Source organism: Pseudomaricurvus sp. HS19 (assembly GCF_009857815.1).
Lineage (GTDB): Bacteria > Pseudomonadota > Gammaproteobacteria > Pseudomonadales > Cellvibrionaceae > Pseudomaricurvus.
On the sequence record NZ_WVVW01000001.1, the window covers coordinates 524,805 to 545,906 of the forward strand.

The 21,102-nt window shown below is 58.2% G+C and carries 22 protein-coding genes; 17 read left to right on the top strand and 5 right to left on the bottom strand.

Translation table 11 applies throughout. The features are described 5' to 3' along the window. The first annotated feature begins 112 nt into the window (after positions 1–112). The gene (locus tag GSF27_RS02205; protein WP_160965261.1) at positions 113–1,231 is read left to right on the top strand and encodes an efflux RND transporter periplasmic adaptor subunit; all 1,119 of its coding nucleotides are present in this window, start codon (positions 113–115) and stop codon (positions 1,229–1,231) included. After that, a complete protein-coding gene (locus GSF27_RS02210; protein WP_160965263.1) occupies positions 1,228–4,332 on the top strand; it encodes an efflux RND transporter permease subunit in 3,105 nt (1,034 codons plus the stop codon). The genes GSF27_RS02205 and GSF27_RS02210 overlap by 4 nt, the downstream gene beginning before the upstream one ends. A 104-nt stretch (positions 4,333–4,436) precedes the next feature. On the opposite strand, the gene GSF27_RS02215 is transcribed toward GSF27_RS02210, so the two are convergent. Together GSF27_RS02215 and GSF27_RS02220 are read right to left on the bottom strand one after the other, a co-directional pair. Then, positions 4,437–5,783, bottom strand: a complete 1,347-nt coding sequence (locus tag GSF27_RS02215; protein ID WP_202410238.1) for a DEAD/DEAH box helicase — start codon at positions 5,781–5,783, stop codon at positions 4,437–4,439. A gap of 87 nt (positions 5,784–5,870) precedes the next feature. Then, positions 5,871–6,152, bottom strand: coding sequence for a hypothetical protein (locus tag GSF27_RS02220; RefSeq protein ID WP_160965265.1), 282 nt, complete (start codon positions 6,150–6,152; stop codon positions 5,871–5,873). 153 nt (positions 6,153–6,305) lie between these two features. Between GSF27_RS02220 and GSF27_RS02225 the strand changes: the two genes are divergently transcribed. Together GSF27_RS02225 and GSF27_RS02230 are read left to right on the top strand one after the other, a co-directional pair. Further along, entirely contained in the window at positions 6,306–7,226 is a 921-nt protein-coding gene (locus tag GSF27_RS02225) for an MBL fold metallo-hydrolase (protein ID WP_160965267.1), read from the top strand. A 69-nt stretch (positions 7,227–7,295) separates the two neighbouring features. Next, complete coding sequence (locus GSF27_RS02230; RefSeq protein ID WP_160965269.1) at positions 7,296–8,147, top strand: co-chaperone YbbN; 852 nt, start codon at positions 7,296–7,298, stop codon at positions 8,145–8,147. A gap of 54 nt (positions 8,148–8,201) precedes the next feature. Here GSF27_RS02230 and GSF27_RS02235 read toward each other — a convergent pair whose 3' ends face one another. Both GSF27_RS02235 and GSF27_RS02240 read right to left on the bottom strand, forming a co-directional pair. Next, a complete protein-coding gene (locus GSF27_RS02235) occupies positions 8,202–8,966 on the bottom strand; it encodes a hypothetical protein (RefSeq protein WP_160965271.1) in 765 nt (254 codons plus the stop codon). 151 nt (positions 8,967–9,117) lie between these two features. Then, positions 9,118–9,699 (bottom strand): nucleoside triphosphate pyrophosphatase, encoded by a 582-nt coding sequence (locus GSF27_RS02240; protein ID WP_370462549.1) that lies wholly within the window; start codon positions 9,697–9,699, stop codon positions 9,118–9,120. 130 nt (positions 9,700–9,829) lie between these two features. Here GSF27_RS02240 and GSF27_RS02245 point away from each other — a divergent pair, with 130 nt between their 5' ends. The 10 genes from GSF27_RS02245 to tmk all read left to right on the top strand — a co-directional run bounded on the left by GSF27_RS02245 (position 9,830) and on the right by tmk (position 17,876). Continuing rightward, a complete protein-coding gene (locus tag GSF27_RS02245) occupies positions 9,830–10,366 on the top strand; it encodes a YceD family protein (protein ID WP_160965275.1) in 537 nt (178 codons plus the stop codon). Between the two features lie 43 nt (positions 10,367–10,409). After that, positions 10,410–10,592 carry a 50S ribosomal protein L32 gene (gene rpmF / locus GSF27_RS02250; RefSeq protein WP_160965277.1) on the top strand — a complete coding sequence of 61 codons (183 nt, stop codon included), beginning with the start codon at positions 10,410–10,412 and terminating at the stop codon, positions 10,590–10,592. A gap of 24 nt (positions 10,593–10,616) precedes the next feature. Beyond that, complete coding sequence (gene plsX, locus GSF27_RS02255; RefSeq protein WP_160965279.1) at positions 10,617–11,609, top strand: phosphate acyltransferase PlsX; 993 nt, start codon at positions 10,617–10,619, stop codon at positions 11,607–11,609. A gap of 80 nt (positions 11,610–11,689) precedes the next feature. After that, a complete protein-coding gene (gene fabD / locus GSF27_RS02260) occupies positions 11,690–12,631 on the top strand; it encodes an ACP S-malonyltransferase (protein ID WP_160965281.1) in 942 nt (313 codons plus the stop codon). Positions 12,632–12,664: 33 nt separating this feature from the next. Further along, positions 12,665–13,405, top strand: coding sequence for a 3-oxoacyl-ACP reductase FabG (gene fabG, locus GSF27_RS02265; RefSeq protein ID WP_160965283.1), 741 nt, complete (start codon positions 12,665–12,667; stop codon positions 13,403–13,405). Between the two features lie 189 nt (positions 13,406–13,594). Next, positions 13,595–13,831 carry an acyl carrier protein gene (gene acpP / locus GSF27_RS02270; protein ID WP_160965285.1) on the top strand — a complete coding sequence of 79 codons (237 nt, stop codon included), beginning with the start codon at positions 13,595–13,597 and terminating at the stop codon, positions 13,829–13,831. Positions 13,832–14,033: 202 nt separating this feature from the next. Continuing rightward, positions 14,034–15,275, top strand: coding sequence for a beta-ketoacyl-ACP synthase II (gene fabF / locus GSF27_RS02275; protein WP_160965287.1), 1,242 nt, complete (start codon positions 14,034–14,036; stop codon positions 15,273–15,275). A 41-nt stretch (positions 15,276–15,316) separates the two neighbouring features. Further along, complete coding sequence (pabC, locus tag GSF27_RS02280; protein ID WP_160965289.1) at positions 15,317–16,162, top strand: aminodeoxychorismate lyase; 846 nt, start codon at positions 15,317–15,319, stop codon at positions 16,160–16,162. Then, positions 16,162–17,187, top strand: a complete 1,026-nt coding sequence (gene mltG, locus GSF27_RS02285; RefSeq protein ID WP_160967432.1) for an endolytic transglycosylase MltG — start codon at positions 16,162–16,164, stop codon at positions 17,185–17,187. Before pabC ends, mltG begins: the two co-directional genes overlap by 1 nt. A 50-nt stretch (positions 17,188–17,237) precedes the next feature. After that, positions 17,238–17,876 carry a dTMP kinase gene (tmk, locus tag GSF27_RS02290; RefSeq protein WP_160965291.1) on the top strand — a complete coding sequence of 213 codons (639 nt, stop codon included), beginning with the start codon at positions 17,238–17,240 and terminating at the stop codon, positions 17,874–17,876. Between the two features lie 15 nt (positions 17,877–17,891). Here tmk and GSF27_RS02295 read toward each other — a convergent pair whose 3' ends face one another. Further along, positions 17,892–18,542 (bottom strand): pseudouridine synthase, encoded by a 651-nt coding sequence (locus GSF27_RS02295; RefSeq protein WP_160965293.1) that lies wholly within the window; start codon positions 18,540–18,542, stop codon positions 17,892–17,894. Positions 18,543–18,709: 167 nt separating this feature from the next. On the opposite strand from GSF27_RS02295, the gene GSF27_RS02300 reads away from it, so the two are divergent. From GSF27_RS02300 to GSF27_RS02310, 3 genes are all read left to right on the top strand, one after another. Further along, positions 18,710–19,765 (top strand): DNA polymerase III subunit delta', encoded by a 1,056-nt coding sequence (locus GSF27_RS02300; RefSeq protein WP_160965295.1) that lies wholly within the window; start codon positions 18,710–18,712, stop codon positions 19,763–19,765. Between the two features lie 76 nt (positions 19,766–19,841). Further along, positions 19,842–20,195: a PilZ domain-containing protein gene (locus GSF27_RS02305; RefSeq protein ID WP_160965297.1), complete on the top strand. Its 354-nt coding sequence runs from the start codon at positions 19,842–19,844 to the stop codon at positions 20,193–20,195. Between the two features lie 117 nt (positions 20,196–20,312). Continuing rightward, the gene (locus GSF27_RS02310) at positions 20,313–21,095 is read left to right on the top strand and encodes a TatD family hydrolase (RefSeq protein ID WP_160965299.1); all 783 of its coding nucleotides are present in this window, start codon (positions 20,313–20,315) and stop codon (positions 21,093–21,095) included. The last annotated feature ends 7 nt before the right edge of the window (positions 21,096–21,102 follow it).

Genomic DNA, 21,102 nt, shown 5'->3' on the forward strand with positions numbered 1-21,102 from the left:
TTGGTGTCAGACTCCTGACATAAGTTTACTTGCCGCCGCCGGCTGCTGACCGATATCATCCTGTTCATTTTGTGCAAATTCCTTTTTTGTACACAGAATACGGATGCTTCTGATGAAAACCCCAACTCGCTGGTTGATCACTGGTGCTGCTTGTCTGCTGCTGGTCAGCGGTCTTGGCCTATATAAATACCTGCAGATACAGGCCATGATCGCTTACGGAAAATCTTTTCCGGAGCCTTCGGAGAGTGTAGAGGCGGTGGAGGCCAGGGTGCAGCGGCTGCCACAAACCGTCACCAGTATTGGTGAGATTGTCGCGCCACTATCCCTGCAGCTTCGCAGTGAAGTAGCCGGTCGTATCGCTGCCGTCAAAGCCGTACCGGGTGCGCGGGTTAAACAGGGCGATCTGCTGGTGCAACTGGATGTCAGCGAAGAGCAGGCGCGTCTGCAGGCCGCCCAGGCCCGTGTCAACCTGGCTCGCGTGGACCTCGATCGGGTAAAGCGGTTGAGCAAGCAAAAAACAGTCAGCGAAGAGACTGTGGACCAGGCGGAAGCCAATTTTGCCATTGCCCAGGCGGATGTTATGGCACTGCAGGCGATCATTGCCAAGAAGAGTCTGCGGGCGCCGTTTGATGCCATTGTTGGTCTGCACGAGTTTGAAGTGGGCGAGTACCTGAAGAGCGATACCGAAATTGTCACCCTGCTGGGGATTACGGATTACCACTGGGTGGATTTTCATCTGCCTGTCTCCCAGGCGCAGGTGCAGATCGGCAGCCGGGTGGAGGTTGAACTGCCCGGAGTGGCGGAGAGTCGCAGTGCAGAAGTGATTGCCAGAGACAGTGTGGCTTCGGCCTCGTCCCGCAACGTAACCTTGCGTGCCCGCCTTGATGGTGACTTGCCGGTGCCGGTTAACTCGGTAGTGCGGGTGAAGGTGGAGCTCGGTTCCATCGAAGCGGTGACGGTGCCACGCACGGCACTCTCATTTGAACCCCAGCGCACCTATGTCTATGTACTTGAGCCCGACAGCGAGCACACTGACGCCTGGCGTGCGCGGCAGCGCACTGTCCTGGTGGGAGAAAGGGGAGAGGAGAGTGTCACTGTGGTCTCCGGGTTGCGTGCCGGCGAACTGGTGGCTGCCAGGGGCTCCTTTAAACTGTTACCGGATATCCTGACCTACGTGCGTGAGCGTCCGCAGCCGGGACAGGCGGCAAAGGTTGAGGGCGCAGCGCCATGAGCGGGCGGGAAGGTCGTCCCAACCTGATGGATATCTTTGTCACCCGGCCGATCCTGGCGGTGGTGCTGTGTGTCGCCCTGGTGCTGGCAGGTCTCAAGGCAGCCCAATCGATTCCTACCCTGCAATACCCGCAGATGGAGAGTTCTTCGCTGGTGATCAGCACCCCGTATCTGGGGGCTTCGGCAGACACTGTGAAGGGTTTTGTCACCGAACCCATCGAACGGGTGGCGGTCACGGTGCCCGGCGTTGACTATGTGGATTCCACCACCATTCCCGGTCACAGCACGGTAACCGTATGGCTGAAGTTAAATGAGAATTCCACCTCGGCGCTGGCGGAACTGACCTCGCGTCTGGGGCAGATCCGCTACCAGTTACCGGCGGGTGCGGAAGATCCCAATATCCGGGTGCAGAGGGCAGATCGCCAGGGCGCAGTCTTCTACCTGGATGTGTTGACCACCAATTTCAGCAGGGCAGAAGTGACAGACTATATGTCCCGTCACGTTACCCCGATTCTTTCTTCCATTCCTGGCGTACAGCGGGTGGGCATTGAAGGTGGGCGCGATCCTGCCATGCGGGTATGGATCGATCCACTGAAGATGGCGGAGTTCAATGTCAGCTCGCAGGATATCCAGGCGGCCCTGGCAGGTAACAACATTATTGCCACCATGGGCGTGAGCGAGAACGGCAAACAGCGCTACAGTCTGCTGGCCAATACCACCATGCAGACCGTGGCAGACTTTGAATCCCTGGTGGTGCGGGAGACACCGGATGGCCTGGTTTACCTGCGCGATGTTGCCCGGGTGGAGCTGGGGGAGGATGAGGGCGAGGTCACCGCCCGTCACAGCCAGAATATCGCCGTCTACCTGTCCATCTGGCCGTTGCCAGGCGCCAACGAGCTGGAAATCGGTGATGCCGTTTACCGGCAATTGGAGGAGATTAACAAAGCCCTGCCGGAGGGGATGCGGGTACACATCGGTTACGACGGCACCCTCTATATGCGAGATGCCATCCGCGAGATTTTCACCACCCTGGCGGAGACCATTGTGTTGGTAGGCATCGTGGTGTTGGCCCTGATGGGATCGGTGCGCACGGCATTGGTGCCGCTGGTGACTATTCCCATTTCGCTGCTGGGTGCCGTGGCGGTTATCACCGTGATGGGCTTTTCCCTTAACCTGCTTACCATTCTCGCCATCGTGCTGTCGGTGGGGCTGGTGGTGGATGATGCCATTGTGGTGGTGGAAAACGTTGCCCGCTATATGCGCGAAGGAATGAGTCGCACCCAGGCAGCGCTGGCCAGCTCACGCCAATTGATGTCTCCCATTATCGGTATGACCATAACCCTTGCTGCGGTTTATGCCCCCATCGGGTTGCTGTCGGGGCTGACCGGCATGCTGTTCAAGGAATTTGCTTTTACCCTGTCAGTGGCGGTGCTGATCTCAGGTGTGGTGGCGTTGACCCTGTCACCGGTGATGAGTGCCTACGCCAATCAGGAGGCGGGGCGTGAGGTGCCCATGACCCGATGGGTCAATGACAGGTTCGACTTCCTGCACCGTTTCTATGGTCGCCTGCTGTTGCACATCCTCAGCTGGCGAACGCAGGTATTGGTGGCAGGCTTGTTCGTCACCTTACTGGCGGTCCCGTTCTACCTTTTCTCCATGAAGGAGCTGGCACCGATCGAGGATCAGGGCTCTATCAACCTGTTTATCGAGTCGCCGCCCAACGCGTCTATCGATTACACCGTCGACTATATGCATGACGGGGTTGAAAAGTTGATGCAGGTGCCCGGGGCCAAATACGTCTGGCAGATCCTCAGACCCAATGCCGGTTTCGGTGGTTTGATTCTGGAGGATTTGTCGCAGCGGGAAAAAAATGTGGTGGCAATGCGGCCGGAGGTGTTTATGGCAACACAGACACTGACCGGCATTCGTGTCTATCCGATTCTGTTTTCCGCGCTGCCCACCGCCGGGCGCTTTGATGTGGAAATGGTGGTGCTCTCCACTGACTCGCCGGGAGAGATGGTGGGTTACGCTGACGAGATCGCGTCGCGCACCTTGCAGACCGGCAAGTTTATGTTTTCCTCCACGGAACTGAAGCTGGATTCACCGCAGGTGGAGTTCCTGCTGGATCGTGAGCGGATTGCCGACCTGGGTATGGACCTGGCCAGTGTCAGTCGCCAGTTGTCGGTATTGATGTCGGGTAATTACGTTAATCGTTTTGATATGGATGGCCGCGCCTACCGGGTAATCCCCATGGTGGAGGGGCAGGACCGGGCCACGCCGGAGGCGCTGCTGGACCTGCAGTTGCGAACGCCCGCCGGTGAGCTGGTGCCGCTGTCGGCCATTGCCACCATCAGGCAAAGCGTGACGCCGCGCCAATACGGCAAGTTCCAGCAGAAAAACTCATTCCGAATCTATGGCGGTGTGTTGCCGGGTACCACCAAGGAGCAGGGACTCAGTATCGTCGAGGAGATTGCGCGGGATGTCCTGCCGCCCGGCTATACCATCGATTACGGCGGTGAGTCACGCCAGATCCGGCAGGAGGGCAACACGCTGGTGGGCGCACTGGGTATCGCGTTGTTGTTTGTCTACTTTGTACTGGCGGTGCAGTTCAACAGCTTCCGTGACCCGCTGGTGGTGCTGGTGGGCTCGGTGCCACTGGCCTTGACCGGCGCATTGCTGTTCCCGTATCTGGGCTGGACCACCATCAACATCTATTCCCAGATCGGGTTTATTACTCTGGTGGGACTGGTGGCGAAAAATGGCATCCTGATTGTGGAGTTTGCCAACCATCTGCAGAGTGCCGGGCTCAGTAAACTGGAAGCGATCCGCGGGGCCGCGGAAACCCGCCTGCGTCCCGTGCTGATGACTACGGCGGCGACAGTGCTGGGTCACTTCCCGCTGGTGCTGGTAAGTGGCGCTGGCGCCGAGGCGCGTAACAGTATTGGTATTATCCTGGTAGCCGGTATGTTTATCGGCACTCTGTTTACGCTGTTTGTATTGCCTTGCCTCTACCTGCTGATTGCCCGCACCCACACCCGTGAAGAGGCAGAAGAGGCGGTTGCCACCGAGCAGCAGTCGCTGGTCAGCTATACCGCAGATTGAATTGGGAAAGATGTTAATTCTGTGCCGGTTGGCAGGGCGCCAGACACCGGAGGAGGGAGGCTGAACCACACGGGTAGCAGTGCTACCGGTGTGGTTCTGGTGTGTTACTTCTTTTTGATGGGTGCAGGGGCAAAGCCGTCACCGAAATTGGTGGCAGGGCTGGTTTCCCGTGTGCCGCTGGGCTGGCGCCGCTTGCCAATGTTTTTGGTATCGCGGTGGCGCTTCTTGACCTTCTCTTTGTCTTTGGCCTTGTCGGCATCGGCCTTGTCCCGTTTCTTCTCACCGGCGCGCTTGCCGGAACTTTTGACTTTTTTCGGCCCCTTGAATTTGGCCTCCAGTCCGGCAACCTTGCGGGTCTCAAAGCGTTGGTCGAGCTCCTTTTGCAGGCGGCACATCAGGTCCCAGTCGCGGTGGGTGACAAAGGAGATGGCCAGCCCGCTCTCGCCGGCGCGGCCGCTGCGGCCGGAGCGGTGAATCAGATCCTCGGCATTGCGGGGGAAATCGTAGTTAACTACCAGTTCGATCCCTTTTACATCAAGCCCGCGGGCGGCGACATCGGTGGCTACCAATAGCTTGACGCGGCCGCGACGCAAACGATTCATCTCCTCGTTGCGGGCGTCCTGATCCATGTCGCCGTGCAATACACCAATGGGGAGATTCATGTAGCGCAGCCAGCCGGCCAGCTTGTTGGCCTGGGCCTTGGTGTTGGTGAAGATGACTGCCTTCTCGTGCGGCTGGGTCTCCAGCAGCTTCAACAGCACCTTGTTTTTGTGCTTCTCGTCATCGGTCAGCACGATCTGCTGGGTGACGTTGCTGCTGGCTTGTTGGGGCTTCGCCAGCGCAATGGTTTCAGGGTCGCGCAGTAGTTGCTGGTCGAAATACTGGCTGTGATCCAGGGTGGCGGAAAACAGCAGGGTCTGACGCTGCGGATTGCAGTGAGAGGCGATGGTTTTCACCTCGTCCATGAAACCCATATCCAGCATGCGGTCCGCTTCGTCCAGTACCAGTATTTCCAGGTCACTGAAATCCGCTGAGCCCTTTTCCAGGTGCTCAATCAGGCGACCGGGGGTGGCGACAATGACCTCCGGGTTTTTGCGGAAAATGGCCTTCTGGTATTTAAAGTCGTGGCCGCCGGCAATGGCGTTGACCTGCAGGTGGGTAAAGGCGCCCAGCTGCTTGCAGTGTTTCACAACCTGCCGGCACAGTTCCCGCGTCGGGGTGAGAACCAGCATGCGGGTACCGGCTTTGGGTGCGTCCTTTTGCAACAGCCGATGCAGCCCCGGCAGCAGGAAAGCTGCGGTCTTGCCGCTGCCTGTCTCGGCGCTGACCAGCAGGTCTTTACCGGTCATGGCGGCGGGGATGGCTGCCTTCTGTACGTCAGTAGGCTCGGTGATTTCGAGTGGTTCGAGAGCTTTCAGCAGGCGCTCGTGCAAATTGAACTGTGCGAACAAGGCAATTCCCCGGAGTGGTATGGTGGGTGGCGTACGGCACGAATTATAGCCAAATAAGGCTGGTGGCGTCGGGCGTTGTGTTGTCCGTCAGGCTTCGAACAGCTGAATCGCCCAGCCGCATTGCAGGGCTTCGGTCAGGGCCTTGTCCGCAGACTGGATGCGAGGATCCTGGCACTTATCCGGTGTCAGCCACTGTCGCTTCTCAATGACCACATCCCGGAAGCCCTCCCGCATGATACGCAGCTTGCAGAGATTCTCGGCGCCGAACAGGTCCTTGAAGTCGATATAGACGATAAACAGCCCCTGTTGACCGCTTTGCAGATGAGCGATGTCTTTGGTGGCTGTGGCACTGGCTGAAAATACGTACATGGTGAGCTACCTCCTGCTGGCGGGGGGATTAGGCCCGATTGCGGGGGAAACTGCAAACCCCATTTGCTACTCTTGTCTGACAACAAAACAGCAAAATAAAGAGTATCGCTGTAACTGGCGGTAGGGGGAAGATATGAAACAGGGAGGCCGTTAATGAAAACACCACAGACACAGGTAGCCATCAGGGTACTCGCAGGCTTGCTATTGGCACTGATGGCGGCGACAGTCCAGTCACATTCAAACGGTGACGGCGATAAGTCCTTCAGGGTCACCCCGGTATTGGAAGGGCTCACCATGCTGCAGGGCGAGGGCGGCAATATTGGTGTGCTCCAGGGTGAGGATGGCCTGCTGGTCATCGATAACGACTATGCCCGTATGGAGGCGGCTCTTGATAAGGCGCTGGCTGCCATAGATGAGGGCGCGCCGCGGTTTGTTCTCAATACCCACTGGCACCTGGATCACACCGGCAATAATGCAGCGCTGGGGGAGTCTGGGAGCCTGATTATCGCCCATGACAACGTGCGGCCAAGAATAGAGCAGGGGGGCAGGATCAGGGCGCTGGGTTATGAGATTCCGCCCGCGGCACCGGCAGCGCTGCCGGTGATTACCTATTCCGAGACCCTGTCGCTGCACTGGAATGGCTTTCGCCTGAGGCTCTGGCACCCACAGCCGGCCCACACTGACGGCGATACGGTGGTGTTCTTCTATAAGGGCGACAAATTGGTGGCGGTGCACACCGGTGATCTCTTTTTTAACGGCTTCTATCCGTTTATTGATGGCAGCAGCGGTGGTAGCGCGACGGGTATGATCAGCGGGGTTGCTGCTGTGCTGGAGCAGTTGCAGCCGGATACGTTGATTATCCCCGGCCATGGCCCCTTGGGCAGGCCCGGGGATTTACGCAGTTTTCATCAATTTCTTACCGCCGCGGTGGGAAAAATCGCGCAGCTGAAAGACAAGGGTATGACCCTGGAGCAGGTGATTGCGGCCAAACCCCTGGCACCCTACGAGAAGGAGTGGGGAGACGGCTTCCTCAGCAGTGAGAAGTGGATTGGCATTGTCTACGACACGCTGTGAGGTTCGCTTTGCAATGCTGGTGGCGAGCTCTACAATGCCTGCGCAGTATCTACCAACCCGGAGTCAGGAATGAACAGCAATATCGTCGATGTAACCGCGCAGAACGCCCAGCAAATTCTGATTGATGAATCCCGCAAGCGGCCGGTGGTAATCGACTTCTGGGCTGAGTGGTGTGAGCCCTGCAAGAGCCTGATGCCGGTACTGGAAAAGCTGGCCAACGAATACGCCGGTAAATTTTTGCTCGCCCGGGTCAATGCGGACGAGCTGCAGCCCATCGCCCAGCAGCTGGGTGTGCGCAGTTTGCCGACAGTAATGATTATGATTGATGGTCAGCCGGTGGATGGTTTCAGCGGCGCGCTGCCGGAAATTGAAGTGCGGGCGGTGCTGGATAAACACCTGCCTGCGGCGTGGCAGGGGTTGATCGAGCAAGCCAATGTGCTGATGGGGCAGGATAATTTTGCAGCGGCGCTTGAGCTGTTGCTGCAGGCCTATCGTGAATCCGGCGAGGACTCCGCGGTGGGGATCGGTGTGGCCCAGGTCTATCTGCACCTGAATCGCTGTGATGATGCGGAGGCGATGCTGCAGAAGGTGCCGATGGTGGACCAGGATGCCTTTTACCAGCAGACCCTGGCCCAGCTGGAGCTTAAGCGGGAGGCTGCTACTTCACCCGAGATGAAGGCGCTGGAGCAGCAGTACGCCACCAACCCCGATGATCTTGCCGTAGCCCACGCACTGGCAGTTCAATACAGTCAGAACGGTAAGCCCCGTGATGCGCTGGAGTTGCTGCTGAAGGTGCTGCGCAAGGATCTCAACTTTGACGAGGGGGCAGCGAAGAAGGCCTATATGGATATCCTGGCCTCGTTGGGCAAGGATCCGCTGGCGGTGGAGTTCCAGCGCAAGATCTATACGCTGCTCTACTGACATCCGGAAGGCCCGCACCGGGCGCGGGTAGTCTTGTGGCCTGACGGGGTGTCGTCAGGCCGGTGCCGGAGTCTCGGGCTGTCGTTGCCGCAGGGGCAGGTGGTCGGCGATGGCGCCGCAGGCGTCAATATAGTCACCGCCCTTGAGGCGGCGAATATGGGCTTTACGGCTCTCAAACCAGTCCACGCTGAAGGCCACTTCCACGCCCGGCAGCAACAGTAGCTCGCTGCTTGGCTGCTCGCTGGAGACCAGAAACCACTCCAGGGCGCGCCCCTCTATACGATATTCCACTCCACGGTCCAGCAGTGCCTCTGCCAGATTGCGCAGAGCCGGGTCGCGCTTCTCTATGGCGTAGTTTTCGATGCTGATCCCTTGCCCGGACAGCCACTCCCGTGCCTGCACCGCAGAGCTGCTTCTGACGCCCAGGATCTGGCGCCCGCTGGCGGAATAGTTGCTGCTGCCATCAATGGCGGCAGTTGCTGCCGTCGTGCTTGCGGGTGCCGGGGCGGCGGGCCCGATCGCTGTGGCCTGCTGGTCGCAGGGGGCGGTCTCTGATGTGGCCTCTTGCTGCTTTTGCGCGGGTGCCTGTTTGCGCGACCTGATTGCCGCAGTGGCTTGCCGGGGATTGCCGCTGCGGCTCTTGTCCCGCTGGATGATTGGCCTGCGAGGCTTAGGTTCCGGAGCCGCCGCCCTCTCCGCTGCTGCCGCTGTATCCGGGGCTTTCTGCTCGGGTGCAGCGGGTGCGGGAGCGGCCGCGCTGAACAGGTCGAGGTTTTCCTGCAAGACGTTCAATTCACTTTGGCTGAGGTTCTTGCTCATGGTCTTCCGGACGTGGTGTGTTTCGCTGGGGCGGGGATTCTAATCAATCTTGGCGGCCTTCTCCAAGGAGAGGAGAGGGCAGTTTTTGCGGAGTGGGCAAAACTGTCAGCGGGGTGCGCAGATTGGCTTTTTTCTGCTCAGCCCCGGGTGCTCAGACAGCCAGGACATCAATGCCCTGGCTGAACAACATTCTGGTAAGTTCGATCAGTGGCAGGCCGATCAGCGCGTTGGGGTCGTCGCCATGAATGGACTCAAACAGGGCGATACCAAGTCCTTCAGAGCGAAAGCTGCCAGCGCAGTCATAGGGTTGCTCCCTCTGCAGGTAGTTTTCGATCTGGCCCTCTGTCAATGGTCGGAAGCGAACCTGAATGGGACTGCAGTGATACTGGTAGTCGCCGGTGAGGGAGTTCAGCAGGCATAGGCCGGTGAGAAACTCCACGGTCTTGCCGCGGCAGGCCAGCAATTGCGCTGTGGCCTGCCGGTGATTACCGGGTTTTCCCAGCAGCTGGCCCTCGACATGGGCCACCTGGTCGGAGCCGATGATCAGGTGATCGGGGTGGGTGGCGGCAAGGGCCCGCGCCTTGGCAATGGAGAGACGCTCGGCCAATGCCACTGGCGTTTCACCGTCGCGAGGGCTCTCATCGATATCCGGGCTGGTACAGACAATACTAATTCCAAGCTTTTCAATAAGTTGTCGTTTATACTTCGAGCTGGATGCGAGGATAATTTGCACGGCGGATTCCGTTTCTCTCATAACTGCGCCGGAGTTTATCGCGCCAGCGGTTTTTTTTCTGTTATTTCATGACCTTAATGGCTGTTTTTCCTTTGACAGCGACCACCTGACTCCCTAGAATTGCGCGCTTATGTCAAGTACCCCTGCCAATCCCCGTTTACCGCGCATGATCGATGTGCGCAAATTCGCTCAGCAGGGTATCCACCTTGCCGGCGATGTGCCGGTTTCCGGTATGGAACGGCTGGCTGCCGAATCACTCAACAGTGACCAGGCGACAGTGGCGGCGGTACTCGAATTCGGAGTCGATGAAGAAAGGCATCGACTCATCCGCGGAACTGCGGACTGCTCAGTGCAAGTAACCTGTCAGCGTTGTCTGGAGCCGGTAGAAGTGGCCCTGCACGCCGATATCAACCTGGCCATTGTCTGGGATGAGGAAAAGGCGAAGCAACTGGTGAAGTCACTGGATCCGTTGATTGTGGGGGAGGGGCCTGCGGACCTCTACGCCATAATCGAAGATGAATTACTGTTGGAGCTGCCAATCGCGTCGTACCACGATCACGACTGTATTGCGCAGACCAGCTTTGGCGAAGAGGTGGAAGACACCGGCGCCAAGAGCAGTAACCCGTTTCAAGTGTTGGAGCAACTTAAGGGCTCGCCGAAATCCTGAGGCGCCCCGGTTCCGACGAACTTTGAGTAGATAGGAGCACACGATGGCTGTTCAACAAAATAGAAAGACTCGCTCTAAGCGTGGTATGCGTCGCTCTCACGACGCGCTGACTGGTCCTACTTTGTCAGTAGATCCAACCAGCGGCGAGAAGCACCTGCGTCACCACGTGACTGCAGACGGCTTCTACAAGGGCCGTAAAGTGATCGAGAAGGCCAACGACGAGTAACCGATTGCCACAAGCGTTTTTCGTTTGTCGACTCGGCTGACTATCGCAGTTGATCTTATGGGCGGGGACTTGGGTCCCCGCTCTACGTTACCGGCTGCGCTGGGCTTCGCTCAGCAGCATCCGGAAACGGAACTCCTCCTGGTGGGCGCTCCCGGCGTACTGCCCGCTCAATACCCCCCGAATATCACCTTTCTCGAAGCCTCTGATGTGGTTGCCATGGGCGATCGTCCGGCGTTTGCGCTGCGACATCGTCGTGAATCCTCCATGTGGAAAGCATTGGCCGCCGTGGCTGAAGGGCGTGCTGACGCCTGTGTCAGTGCCGGCAATACCGGTGCCCTGATGGCCATAGGTAAGTATCTGCTGGACACCTTTGACGGGGTGGACCGGCCGGCTATCTGTAAGCCGGTGCCGACCAGTCGTGGTGTCAGCTATGTACTGGACCTGGGTGCCAATGTTGAATGTTCAGCCCGGCAGCTGCTGCAGTTTGGCCTCATGGGCAGTGTGTTGGCCGCTACGGCTGGTGCAGACTCCCCCACAGTTGGCCTGCTGAATATAGGTTCCGAGGAGACCAAGGGTAACGACGAAATTCGTGAGGCTGCAGCCCTCATGGAGGCCAGCCCTTTCATTAACTACCATGGTTATGTGGAGGGCGATGGCATCTTCGCCGGAGTGGTGGATGTGGTGGTTTGCGATGGTTTTGTTGGCAATGTGGCTCTCAAGGTGAGCGAGGGTGTGGCTCGCCTGCTAAACGAAATCATGAAAAAAGCGGCGGCCGAGAGTGTCTGGACGAGGCTTGCTGGCTATTTTGCCATGCCTTTGTTGCGAAAATGGCATACACAATTCGACCCTGCTCGCTATAATGGCGCGAGTTTAGTGGGATTGCAGGGGGTGGTCGTGAAAAGCCATGGTTCTGCCGACAGCACCGGTTTTGCCAGTGCTATGGAGGTCGCCAGGGCGCAGGCCAGCGCCGGAATCCCACAGCAGATTAATCAGCGGGTAACTGACAGTCTGCGGTAACAGAAACTCCCTCATCTATATAAATAACAGTTTGCGTGACAGCCCGGGCTGACAGCAGACCAATTGGATAACATTACTTTATGGCCAATGAGCAATTAGCGTTTGTTTTCCCCGGTCAGGGATCACAGAAGGTGGGCATGCTGGCAGAGCTGGCAGAGCAGTACCCCGTTATTCAGGACACCTTTTCCCAGGCATCCGCCGTCCTGGGTTATGACCTCTGGAAGCTGATCCAGGAGGGCCCCCAGGAAGAGCTCAATCTGACCGAGCGTACTCAGCCCATGCTGTTGACTGCCAGCGTCGCTCTCTGGCGTGTATGGCAGGAGAAGGGCGGTGCCCAGCCTGTATTGATGGCGGGTCACAGCCTTGGTGAGTGGTCAGCGCTGGTGTGTTCAGGCGTGGTGGCGTTTGAGGATGCCGTCAAGCTGGTGCAGTTGCGCGGCAAGTTTATGCAGCAGGCAGTCCCTGCCGGTGAGGGTGCCATGGCGGCAATCATTGGCCTGGATGATGAGATCATCAATAAGGCCTGTGCCGAAGCCAGTGGTGACCAGGTGGTTGCGGCCGTGAATTTCAATTCTCCCGGCCAGGTGGTTATTGCCGGTCATGCGCCGGCTGTAGAGCGTGCGATTGCAGCCTGTAAAGAGGCGGGTGCCAAGCGCGCGCTGCCGCTGCCGGTGTCTGCGCCTTTCCATACCTCTCTCATGAAGCCTGCTGCCGATCAGTTGGCCGAGCATATCAATGCTACAGTCTTCAGTGCGCCCCAAGTGCCGGTGGTGCATAACGTCAACGCCAGGACCGAGGCGGATCCGGAGCGCATCAAGGCATTGATGATTGAGCAGATCTACACCCCGGTTCTGTGGGTTGATTGTACCAATGCGCTGGTAGCTGCCGGTGTTGCGCAAGTGGTTGAGTGTGGTCCTGGCAAGGTGCTTTCCGGACTTTGTCGTCGAATTGAGAAGTCTCTGGCGGCTCAGGCTACCGAGACTCCGGCGGATCTGGATAGTGCTTTGGCGGCACTGGCCTGATACGGAATATTTACAAACAGGCATAGGGATACTATGAGTATTAAAGGTAAAGTGGCGCTGGTAACCGGCGCCAGTCGCGGCATTGGTGCGGCGATCGCGGATAATCTGGGTGCCCAGGGTGCCATCGTTATCGGTACCGCCACCAGCGCGGGTGGCGCAGAAGCCATCAGTGCCCGTTTCGCCGGGAAGGGTGTAGAGGGTTGCGGCAAGGTGTTGAATGTTACGGATGCGGACTCCGTCGCCACATTGCTGAAAGAGGTGGGTGATCAATACGGGGCGCCAGCAATCCTGGTTAATAACGCCGGTATTACCAAAGACAACCTGCTGATGCGCATGAGTGATGAGGAGTGGTTTGACGTGATCAATACCAACCTCAGCGCCGTCTATCGACTGAGCAAGGCCTGCCTGCGGGGCATGATGAAGGCCCGTTGGGGTCGCATTATCAACATCAGCTCGGTGGTTGGCTCCATGGGTAACGCCGGTCAATCCAACTACGCGGCGACCAAAGCCGGTGTGGCTGGCTTCGCCCGCGCCCTGGCCAAGGAAGTGGGTTCCCGCGGCATTACCGTTAACACGGTTGCGCCGGGCTTTATCGACACTGACATGACCCGTGAGTTGTCCGAGGATCAGAAGCAGGCGATGCTGGGTCAGATTGCCCTTGGTCGACTGGGTCAGCCGGAAGAAATTGCCGCCGTTGTGGCTTTCCTGGCGAGTGATGCGGCGGCCTATATTACGGGCGATACACTGCACGTAAATGGTGGTATGTATATGTGATAACTCTCTGATTTTTAGAGAGTTATGGCCCTTTGGGCAAGTTTTTTACCCGGATGCGTTACAACTCGGAATTTTCAATGTAGAATGCCTTCCGAGTTGGCCGTACCTCAACTGAGCCGTTTGACTGAGGTTAGGAAACACGGCTCAAACTGCTAACTTTTTTATACCAATTAGGAGTTTTAGACCACTATGAGCAGCATTGAAGAGCGCGTAAAGAAAATCGTTGCTGAACAACTGGGCGTTAAAGAAGAAGAAGTAAAGAACGAAGCTTCCTTCGTGGAAGATCTGGGCGCAGACTCCCTGGACACCGTTGAGCTGGTAATGGCTCTGGAAGAAGAATTCGAAACCGAGATCCCTGACGAAGAAGCTGAGAAGATCACCACTGTTCAGCTGGCTATCGATTACATCAACGCCAACCTGGGTTAATCCCGGGCTGTGGCTTGAGTAAAAAGCCTACCGTTTCGTCCTTGGACTAAGCGTTTCTCAAAAAAGCCGCTCTATCACCGTATAGGCGGCTTTTTTGTTTCCTGTAGCACTATTTCTTATTACTCTTAACAAAAGCAGAAAGTCGCACGCGTAATGGCGATGGTTGCACTTGGTTGCGGACAGAATAATTTTAGGAGGCAGCGTGTCGCGTCGTAGAGTTGTGGTAACAGGTTTGGGGATGGTCACGCCGTTAGGCAACGATGTGGCATCTACCTGGGAAGGTATTCTGGCAGGGCGCAGCGGTGCAGCGCCCATTGAGACATTTGACGCCTCAGCCTACACCACCACCTTCAGTGCCGCAGTCAAAAACTTTTCACCTGAGCCGTATCTGGCCGCCAAAGACGCCCGCAAGATGGATCTCTTTATCCAGTACGGCATGGTGGCGGGAATCCAGGCCATTGAAGATTCCGGCATTGAGATTACCGAAGAGAACGCACCACGCATTGGTGCTGCCATCGGTGCCGGTATCGGTGGTATTGCCTCTATCGAAGAGGGCAAGCACGTCATCGATACCAAAGGTCCACGCAAGATGTCGCCGTTCTTTGTACCGGGCGCCATCATCAACATGATCGCGGGTAACCTCAGTATTCGTTACGGCTTTAAAGGTCCTAATATTTCCATCGTCACGGCATGTACTACCGGTACCCACAATATCGGCGTAGCGGCACGCATGATTCAGTACGGCGAAGCGGATGTGATGATTGCCGGCGGTGCCGAGATGGCCTGTACGCCGGTTGGCCTGGGTGGCTTTGCTGCAGCCCGTGCGCTCTCCAATCGCAACGACAATCCTCAGGCGGCCAGTCGCCCCTGGGACCGGGATCGCGACGGCTTTGTGCTGGGCGACGGCGCCGGTGTGCTGGTGCTGGAAGAGTACGAACAGGCGAAGGCCCGCGGCGCAAAGATTTACGCGGAACTGGTTGGTTTCGGTATGAGTGGTGATGCCTATCACATGACCTCTCCACCTGAAGATGGCGCTGGTGCAGCCATGTCCATGCGCAATGCCATTAATGACGCCGGCATTGATCTGGCCAGCATCAACTACATTAATGCCCATGGCACATCCACGCCTGCGGGTGATGTGGCCGAGTGCAAGGCAGTCAAGAGTGTGATGGGCAGTGCCATCGATCAGGTGGCGGTCAGCTCCACCAAGTCCATGATCGGTCACTTGCTGGGCGCTGCCGGCAGTGTGGAAGCAATTTTTAGTGTACTGGCTATTCGCGACCAGGTTGCACCACCGACTATCAACCTCGACAACCCGGATGAAGGTTGTGACATTAACCTGGTGCCGCACACCGCGCAGGAGCGTGTCATTGACGCTGCGCTCTCCAACTCGTTCGGGTTTGGTGGCACCAACGGTTCACTCCTGTTCCGCAAACTCTCCTGATCTGCAGGCGGCAACCGGGATAAACCGGTTGCCGTAGTACCATGCCTGTCTGCGTTAACGGTCGTTCCACAGAACAGCTGTCTGTTTATGACCGCGCGGTTGCCTATGGCGACGGCGTTTTCGAAACCTGCCGCCTGATCGACGGGCAGTTGCCGCTCTGGTCTTATCACCGGGCGAGGCTGTTGGAAAGTAGTCAGCGGCTCGATATCCCTCTCGACATTGCTCAGGTCACCGACGCTATTGCGCGGGTGTTGCGGCGTTGTGAAGCCAGTCAGCGCCTAAGCGGTGTTATCAAATGTATTGTCAGTCGTGGCAGCGGCGGTCGCGGTTACGGTTATACGGACGATATGGATCCTACCGTGGTGGTGTTCTGGGCACCGATGCCGGTGGTTGATCATAAACCGCTTAAGCTCGTGATTTGCGATCAGCGACTGGGTCTTCAGCCTGCGTTGGCGGGAATGAAACACCTGAACCGACTGGAAAATGTCATGCTCAAAGGCGAATGCCAGAAGAAGGGCGTAGAGGATGGTGTCGTCGTCAGTATTGAGGGCAATATCATCGAAACGACACACAGTAATCTGATTGTGCAGCGCGAAGGCAAGCTGCTAACGCCGAGGCTTGATCGTTGTGGTGTCTCCGGAGTCATGCGCCAGTACCTGATGGGCAGCGTGGCCCCGTCAGCCGGGCTGGCTATCGAGGAGGCAGACCTGTCGCTGGCAGAGCTGGAAAGCATTGCAGGCGCACTCACCTGCAACAGCATTCGTGGTGTGCATGAGGTGGCACAGATTGATACGGTAAAACTGACGACTGGTGATCTGTTGCAACAACTGTTGCAGGCGTGGCGATCAAAACCCTATCCGGATGCCAGCGGAGGATATCCGTGCTGATGCGACGCGTGTGGCAATTTCTGGGCTTGCTGATAGTTCTCGGTGCTGTGGGCGTGGCTCTGGCGCTGCTGGCTGCCCGCAACTGGTTGTCTGAGCCGGTAGTCATGGGAGTGGATACTTTTATGCTGCAGCCCGGCGACAATCTCTACAGTGTAAGCCGTCGCTTGCCAGCCATCGATGGTGAAATCACTCGTCGCATATGGATAGCCCATGCAAGGCTTTCCGGCGCGACCAACATCAAACAGGGCGAGTATGAATTGCCGCCGCTGATCAGTCCTGCTGAGCTGCTGCAGTTGTTTAACGATGGCAAGGTGAAGCAGCGTACGTTTACCTGGGTGGAAGGGATAACCGCTTCCCAGGCGCTGGCAGTTCTACGTGCACAGCCCTACCTCGCGGAGGCGCAACCTGCACTGACGGTGGAGAGTTTGCGTGCGGAACTGCAGCTGGATTACCCCAGTGCAGAAGGGTGGCTGTTTCCGGATACCTACCACTACAGTCGCGATGCCAGCCCCTGGGAATTGATCCGCCAGTCTTACCAGCGGATGCAGTCTGCGCTGGATGCGGAGTGGGAGGGCAGGGCGGCGGGTTTGCCTTACAACTCGCCTTACGAGGCGCTGGTTATGGCATCCATTATTGAAAAAGAGACCGGTGCACCGGAAGAGCGGGCAGAAATCGCGGGTGTGTTCGTGCGCCGCTTGCAAAAGGGGATGCGCTTGCAGACAGACCCCACGGTTATCTACGGCCTCGGTGAGGAGTATCAGGGTAATATTCGGCGCAAACACCTGCGCCAGCCCACCCCCTACAATACCTATGTGATCAAGGGATTGCCGCCAACGCCGATTGCGCTACCCGGTCGCGATTCCATTCACGCTGCGTTGCATCCGGCCGCAGGCGAGACGCTCTTCTTTGTGGCCAAGGGTGATGGTACTCATCAGTTTTCCGTCACCTTGCAGGAGCATGAAGCCGCCGTGCGGGCCTACCAGCTCAAGCGCGCTGAAAACTACCGCTCGAGCCCGGCGCAGTAAATCCGGTTGCCAATCAGGCTGCACGTGCGGCCACCTGACAGGAGAGCCCAGTGCCACAGAAAGGAAAGTTCATTACCCTGGAGGGGACCGAAGGTGTGGGCAAGAGCACCAACCTGGAGTTCATCCGCCATTGGCTGCAGTCTCAGGGTATTCCTCTGGTGGTGACGCGGGAACCTGGTGGTACACCATTGGCAGAGGAGGTGCGGGAGTTGTTGCTGAGCCCGCGGCAGGAACGCGTCGATCATAAAGCCGAACTGTTGCTGGTATTCGCCGCCCGGGCCCAGCACCTGGCGCAGGTGATTCGGCCGGCGCTGGAGCGCGGCGACTGGGTACTTTGCGACCGCTTTACCGATGCCACCTTTGCCTATCAGGGCAGTGGTCGCGGCTTGCCTTTGTCGATGATTACCGAGCTGGAAACCATGGTGCAGGAAGGTTTACAGCCGGACCTCACCCTGTTGCTCGACATAGACGTCGAAACCGGCCTGGCCCGGGCCAGTGCCCGCGGTGATATGGATCGCTTTGAAAGCGAGGCGGTTGAATTTTTCCAGCGCGTGCGCGGCGGTTACCGTGCGCGGATGGAGGCATCTCCGCAGCGTTTTGCGTTGATCGATGCCGGTCAGGAGTTACCTGCGGTGCAGGCGGATATCGAACAGGTGCTGCAGCGACTGGTAGCTACTGTCGCGAGCTGATGTATTGCGTCGATATCAGAACGGGACGGCACTCTGCAGATGAATTTCCTGCTGGCTGTAAGGGTCGGTAAAGCGCAGTTCGCAGGCGTGCAACAGCAGCCTTTCTGATGCACTGCGTACGGTGGCAGTAGCGTAAAGTTCATCCCCGACAATGGCGTGACCCAGGGCCAGCATGTGTACCCTCAGCTGGTGTGACCTGCCGGTTACCGGCACCAGGCTTACCCGGGATTGATCGCGGGAGGCGTTATAGTCCAGCAGCTGATAATGGGTCAGGGCTGCCTTGCCGTGGGTGAAACAGACTTTCTGTTTGGGGCGCTGTGGCCAGTCACAGATTAATGGCAGTTCCACGGAGCCGTTATGGGTCGGGATGCGGCCACCGACAACCGCTTCATAACGCTTGCTGATGCGGCGTTCCTGAAACAGCCTGCTGAACTCCCTCAGGGCGTCGGCGTTCCTGGCCACCAGCACCAGGCCGGAGGTAGCCATGTCGAGGCGATGGATGACCCGGGCATTGGGGTAGAGCCTTTGCACGCGGCTAATCAGGCAGTCCTGTTTGTCCGGTCCCTTGCCGGGTACCGTAAGCAAGCCGGAAGGCTTGTTTACCGCCAGCAGCTGGTCGCTCTGGTAGACAATGTCGGGTTCCTGCAGGTGCATGGCAGCGGTCATGGGATTTGTTACTCATCGGTTGAGGGGCGGATTATGGCAACCGGCCGGCTGCGCCTCAAGCGCTTGGTCAGGTTTGGGCGGCTTGCTAAGCTTGCTGCGGGCAACAAACGGCCCGCGGTCGGCAAACAATGTTTAAAGGCCCTGACAAGAGGGCGGTGGGATCAAGTATGACTACAGAGACTGAAGCCGCATCGGTGCGTCCCAGCGTCGCCTACAGCTGGCAGCAGGCCCAATGGCAGCGGTTGGCGGACCTGCATCGTGACCGGCGTTTGCCACACGCGTTGATGCTGGCTGGTCCCGCAGGCACCGGCAAGCGTCATTTTGCGGATTGTCTCGCCGCGCTGCTGTTGTGCCTGTCACCGGTTAACCAGGTGGCCTGTGGCCGCTGCAAAGGGTGCGACCTGGTGCGCGCCGGAACCCATCCGGACCTGCTGATGCTGCAGCCGGAGGAGAAGAGCCGGGTGATCAAGATCAGCCAGGTGCGTGAGGCAACCGATTTTCTCGCCAAAACCGGGCAGCAGGGCGGGCGCAAGGTGGCGCTGATTCAGCCTGCCGAGGCCCTCAACGTCAATGCCGCCAATGCGCTGCTGAAAAGCCTTGAAGAGCCGGCGGGCGATACCACACTGATACTGGTCTCCCATGCTCCCAGCCAGGTGATGGCCACCATCCGCAGTCGCTGCCAGCTGGTGGACTTCCCCATCCCCGAGACGAGTGTCAGCCTGGCGTGGCTGGCACCGCTGGTCACAGGGCACAAACCTGAATATCTGCTGCACTGCGCGGGTGGTGCACCTGTCGCGGCCCGGGACCTGCTGCAGGGGGATGTCCTGGAGCAGCGTCAGGAGCTGGCTGGCTGGCTGCAGGCCATAGGGCAGGCACGAATCAGTCCGCTGGATGTGGCGGCAAAGTTGTCCGGTGATCCGCTACAAACGGTAGAGTGGATGTTGCAGTGGGTTCAGGCGGGCATTCGCGCGGCAGTAACCGGCGTGGATGAGGGGCTGAATGAGGTGGAGGCACCCTTGCTGGAGGCGCTTGCCGCAGTGCCGGAGCAGATCGGCTTCCGGTTTATGGACAAGCTGATGCAGTTGAAGCGTCAGCTGCTGTCCAACGTGGCCCTCAATAAGCAGCTGTTGCAGGAGGAGCTGATGCTCGACTGGCAGGCGTTGATGAAACAATCGGCACTGCTGCAGCAAAGTAGACAGCAGATGGTGAATGGATTACTTTAACGACGTCTTTTCGCTCTGACAGCGGGGTAGCTTACCTCTCTGTACATGCTCCCACAGGATATAGGCTGGACTCCATATGCAAGGACTCGGTGGCGGTGCCCGCAGCGGCATTCTCTCCCTGACCATTAAAGACAAGGCGGTGTTGTACGCGGCCTACATGCCGTTTGTGCAAAATGGCGGTCTGTTTATCCCCACCAGCAAGACCTATCAGCTGGGGGATGAGGTATTTATGCTGCTCAACCTGATGGATGAGGCTGAAAAGTTACCGGTGGCCGGCAAGGTGGTGTGGATCACTCCCAGGGGCGCGCAAGGTAATCGTGCTGCCGGTATTGGTGTGCAGTTCACTGGCCAGGATGACACCGCAGCCAAAAAAATTGAAACCTACCTGGCCGGCTCGCTGGAGTCAGATCGCCCCACCCATACCATGTAAGGCTTCCGTGCCCGGATTCAGCCGGGCACCGCGGCTGCCATCGCCGCCGCTTCCTGCTATCATCCCGCTTTCTTCTCCGCCAACAGCAGCCGCTGTGCCTATCAGTTGTAGATTCCTATGCTCGTCGATTCCCATTGCCACCTTGATCGTCTGAAACTGGACAAATATGAGGGTAACCTCGATGCCGCTGTTGAGGCAGCGCGGCAGGCCGGTGTTGGCCAGATGCTGTGTGTGGGGATCAGTGTTGAAAACCGGGAGCAGGTGGTTGCCCTGGCCGAGCGCTACGACGAGGTGGTGGCATCAGTGGGAGTGCATCCGTTGGATGTCGATAAAGGGCTGGCGGCAGAGGCGCAGTTGCTGCAGTGGGCGCAACACCCCAAGGTGGTTGCCCTGGGAGAGACCGGTCTCGATTACTACTACAGCGATGAGAGTCGTGAACTGCAGCAGGAGAGCTTTGCGGTCCATTTGCGCGCGGCGGGGGAGGCCGGCTTACCGGTTATTGTCCATACCCGCGACGCGCGTCAGGATACGCTGGATATGATTCGCGAACACGGCAACCCGGAGCACGCCGGTGTGCTGCACTGTTTTACGGAAAGCTGGGAGATGGCGCGCGCGGCGTTGGATATGAACTACTACATATCCTTGTCCGGCATCGTCACGTTCAAAAACGCCGAAGAGTTGAGGGAGGTGGCCCGGCTGGTACCGCTAGAGCGGCTGCTGGTGGAAACCGATTCGCCTTACCTTGCGCCGGTCCCGTTTCGTGGCAAGCCTAATGAGCCGGCATTTGTGCGCGAAGTAGCGCAGTTTGTCGCCGTTCTCAAAGGACTGGATTACCACAGCTTTTGTGAGGCAACCGGAGAGAACTTCCGGCGCCTGTTTCCCAAGGCCGCCGGACTCTGACGGCCAG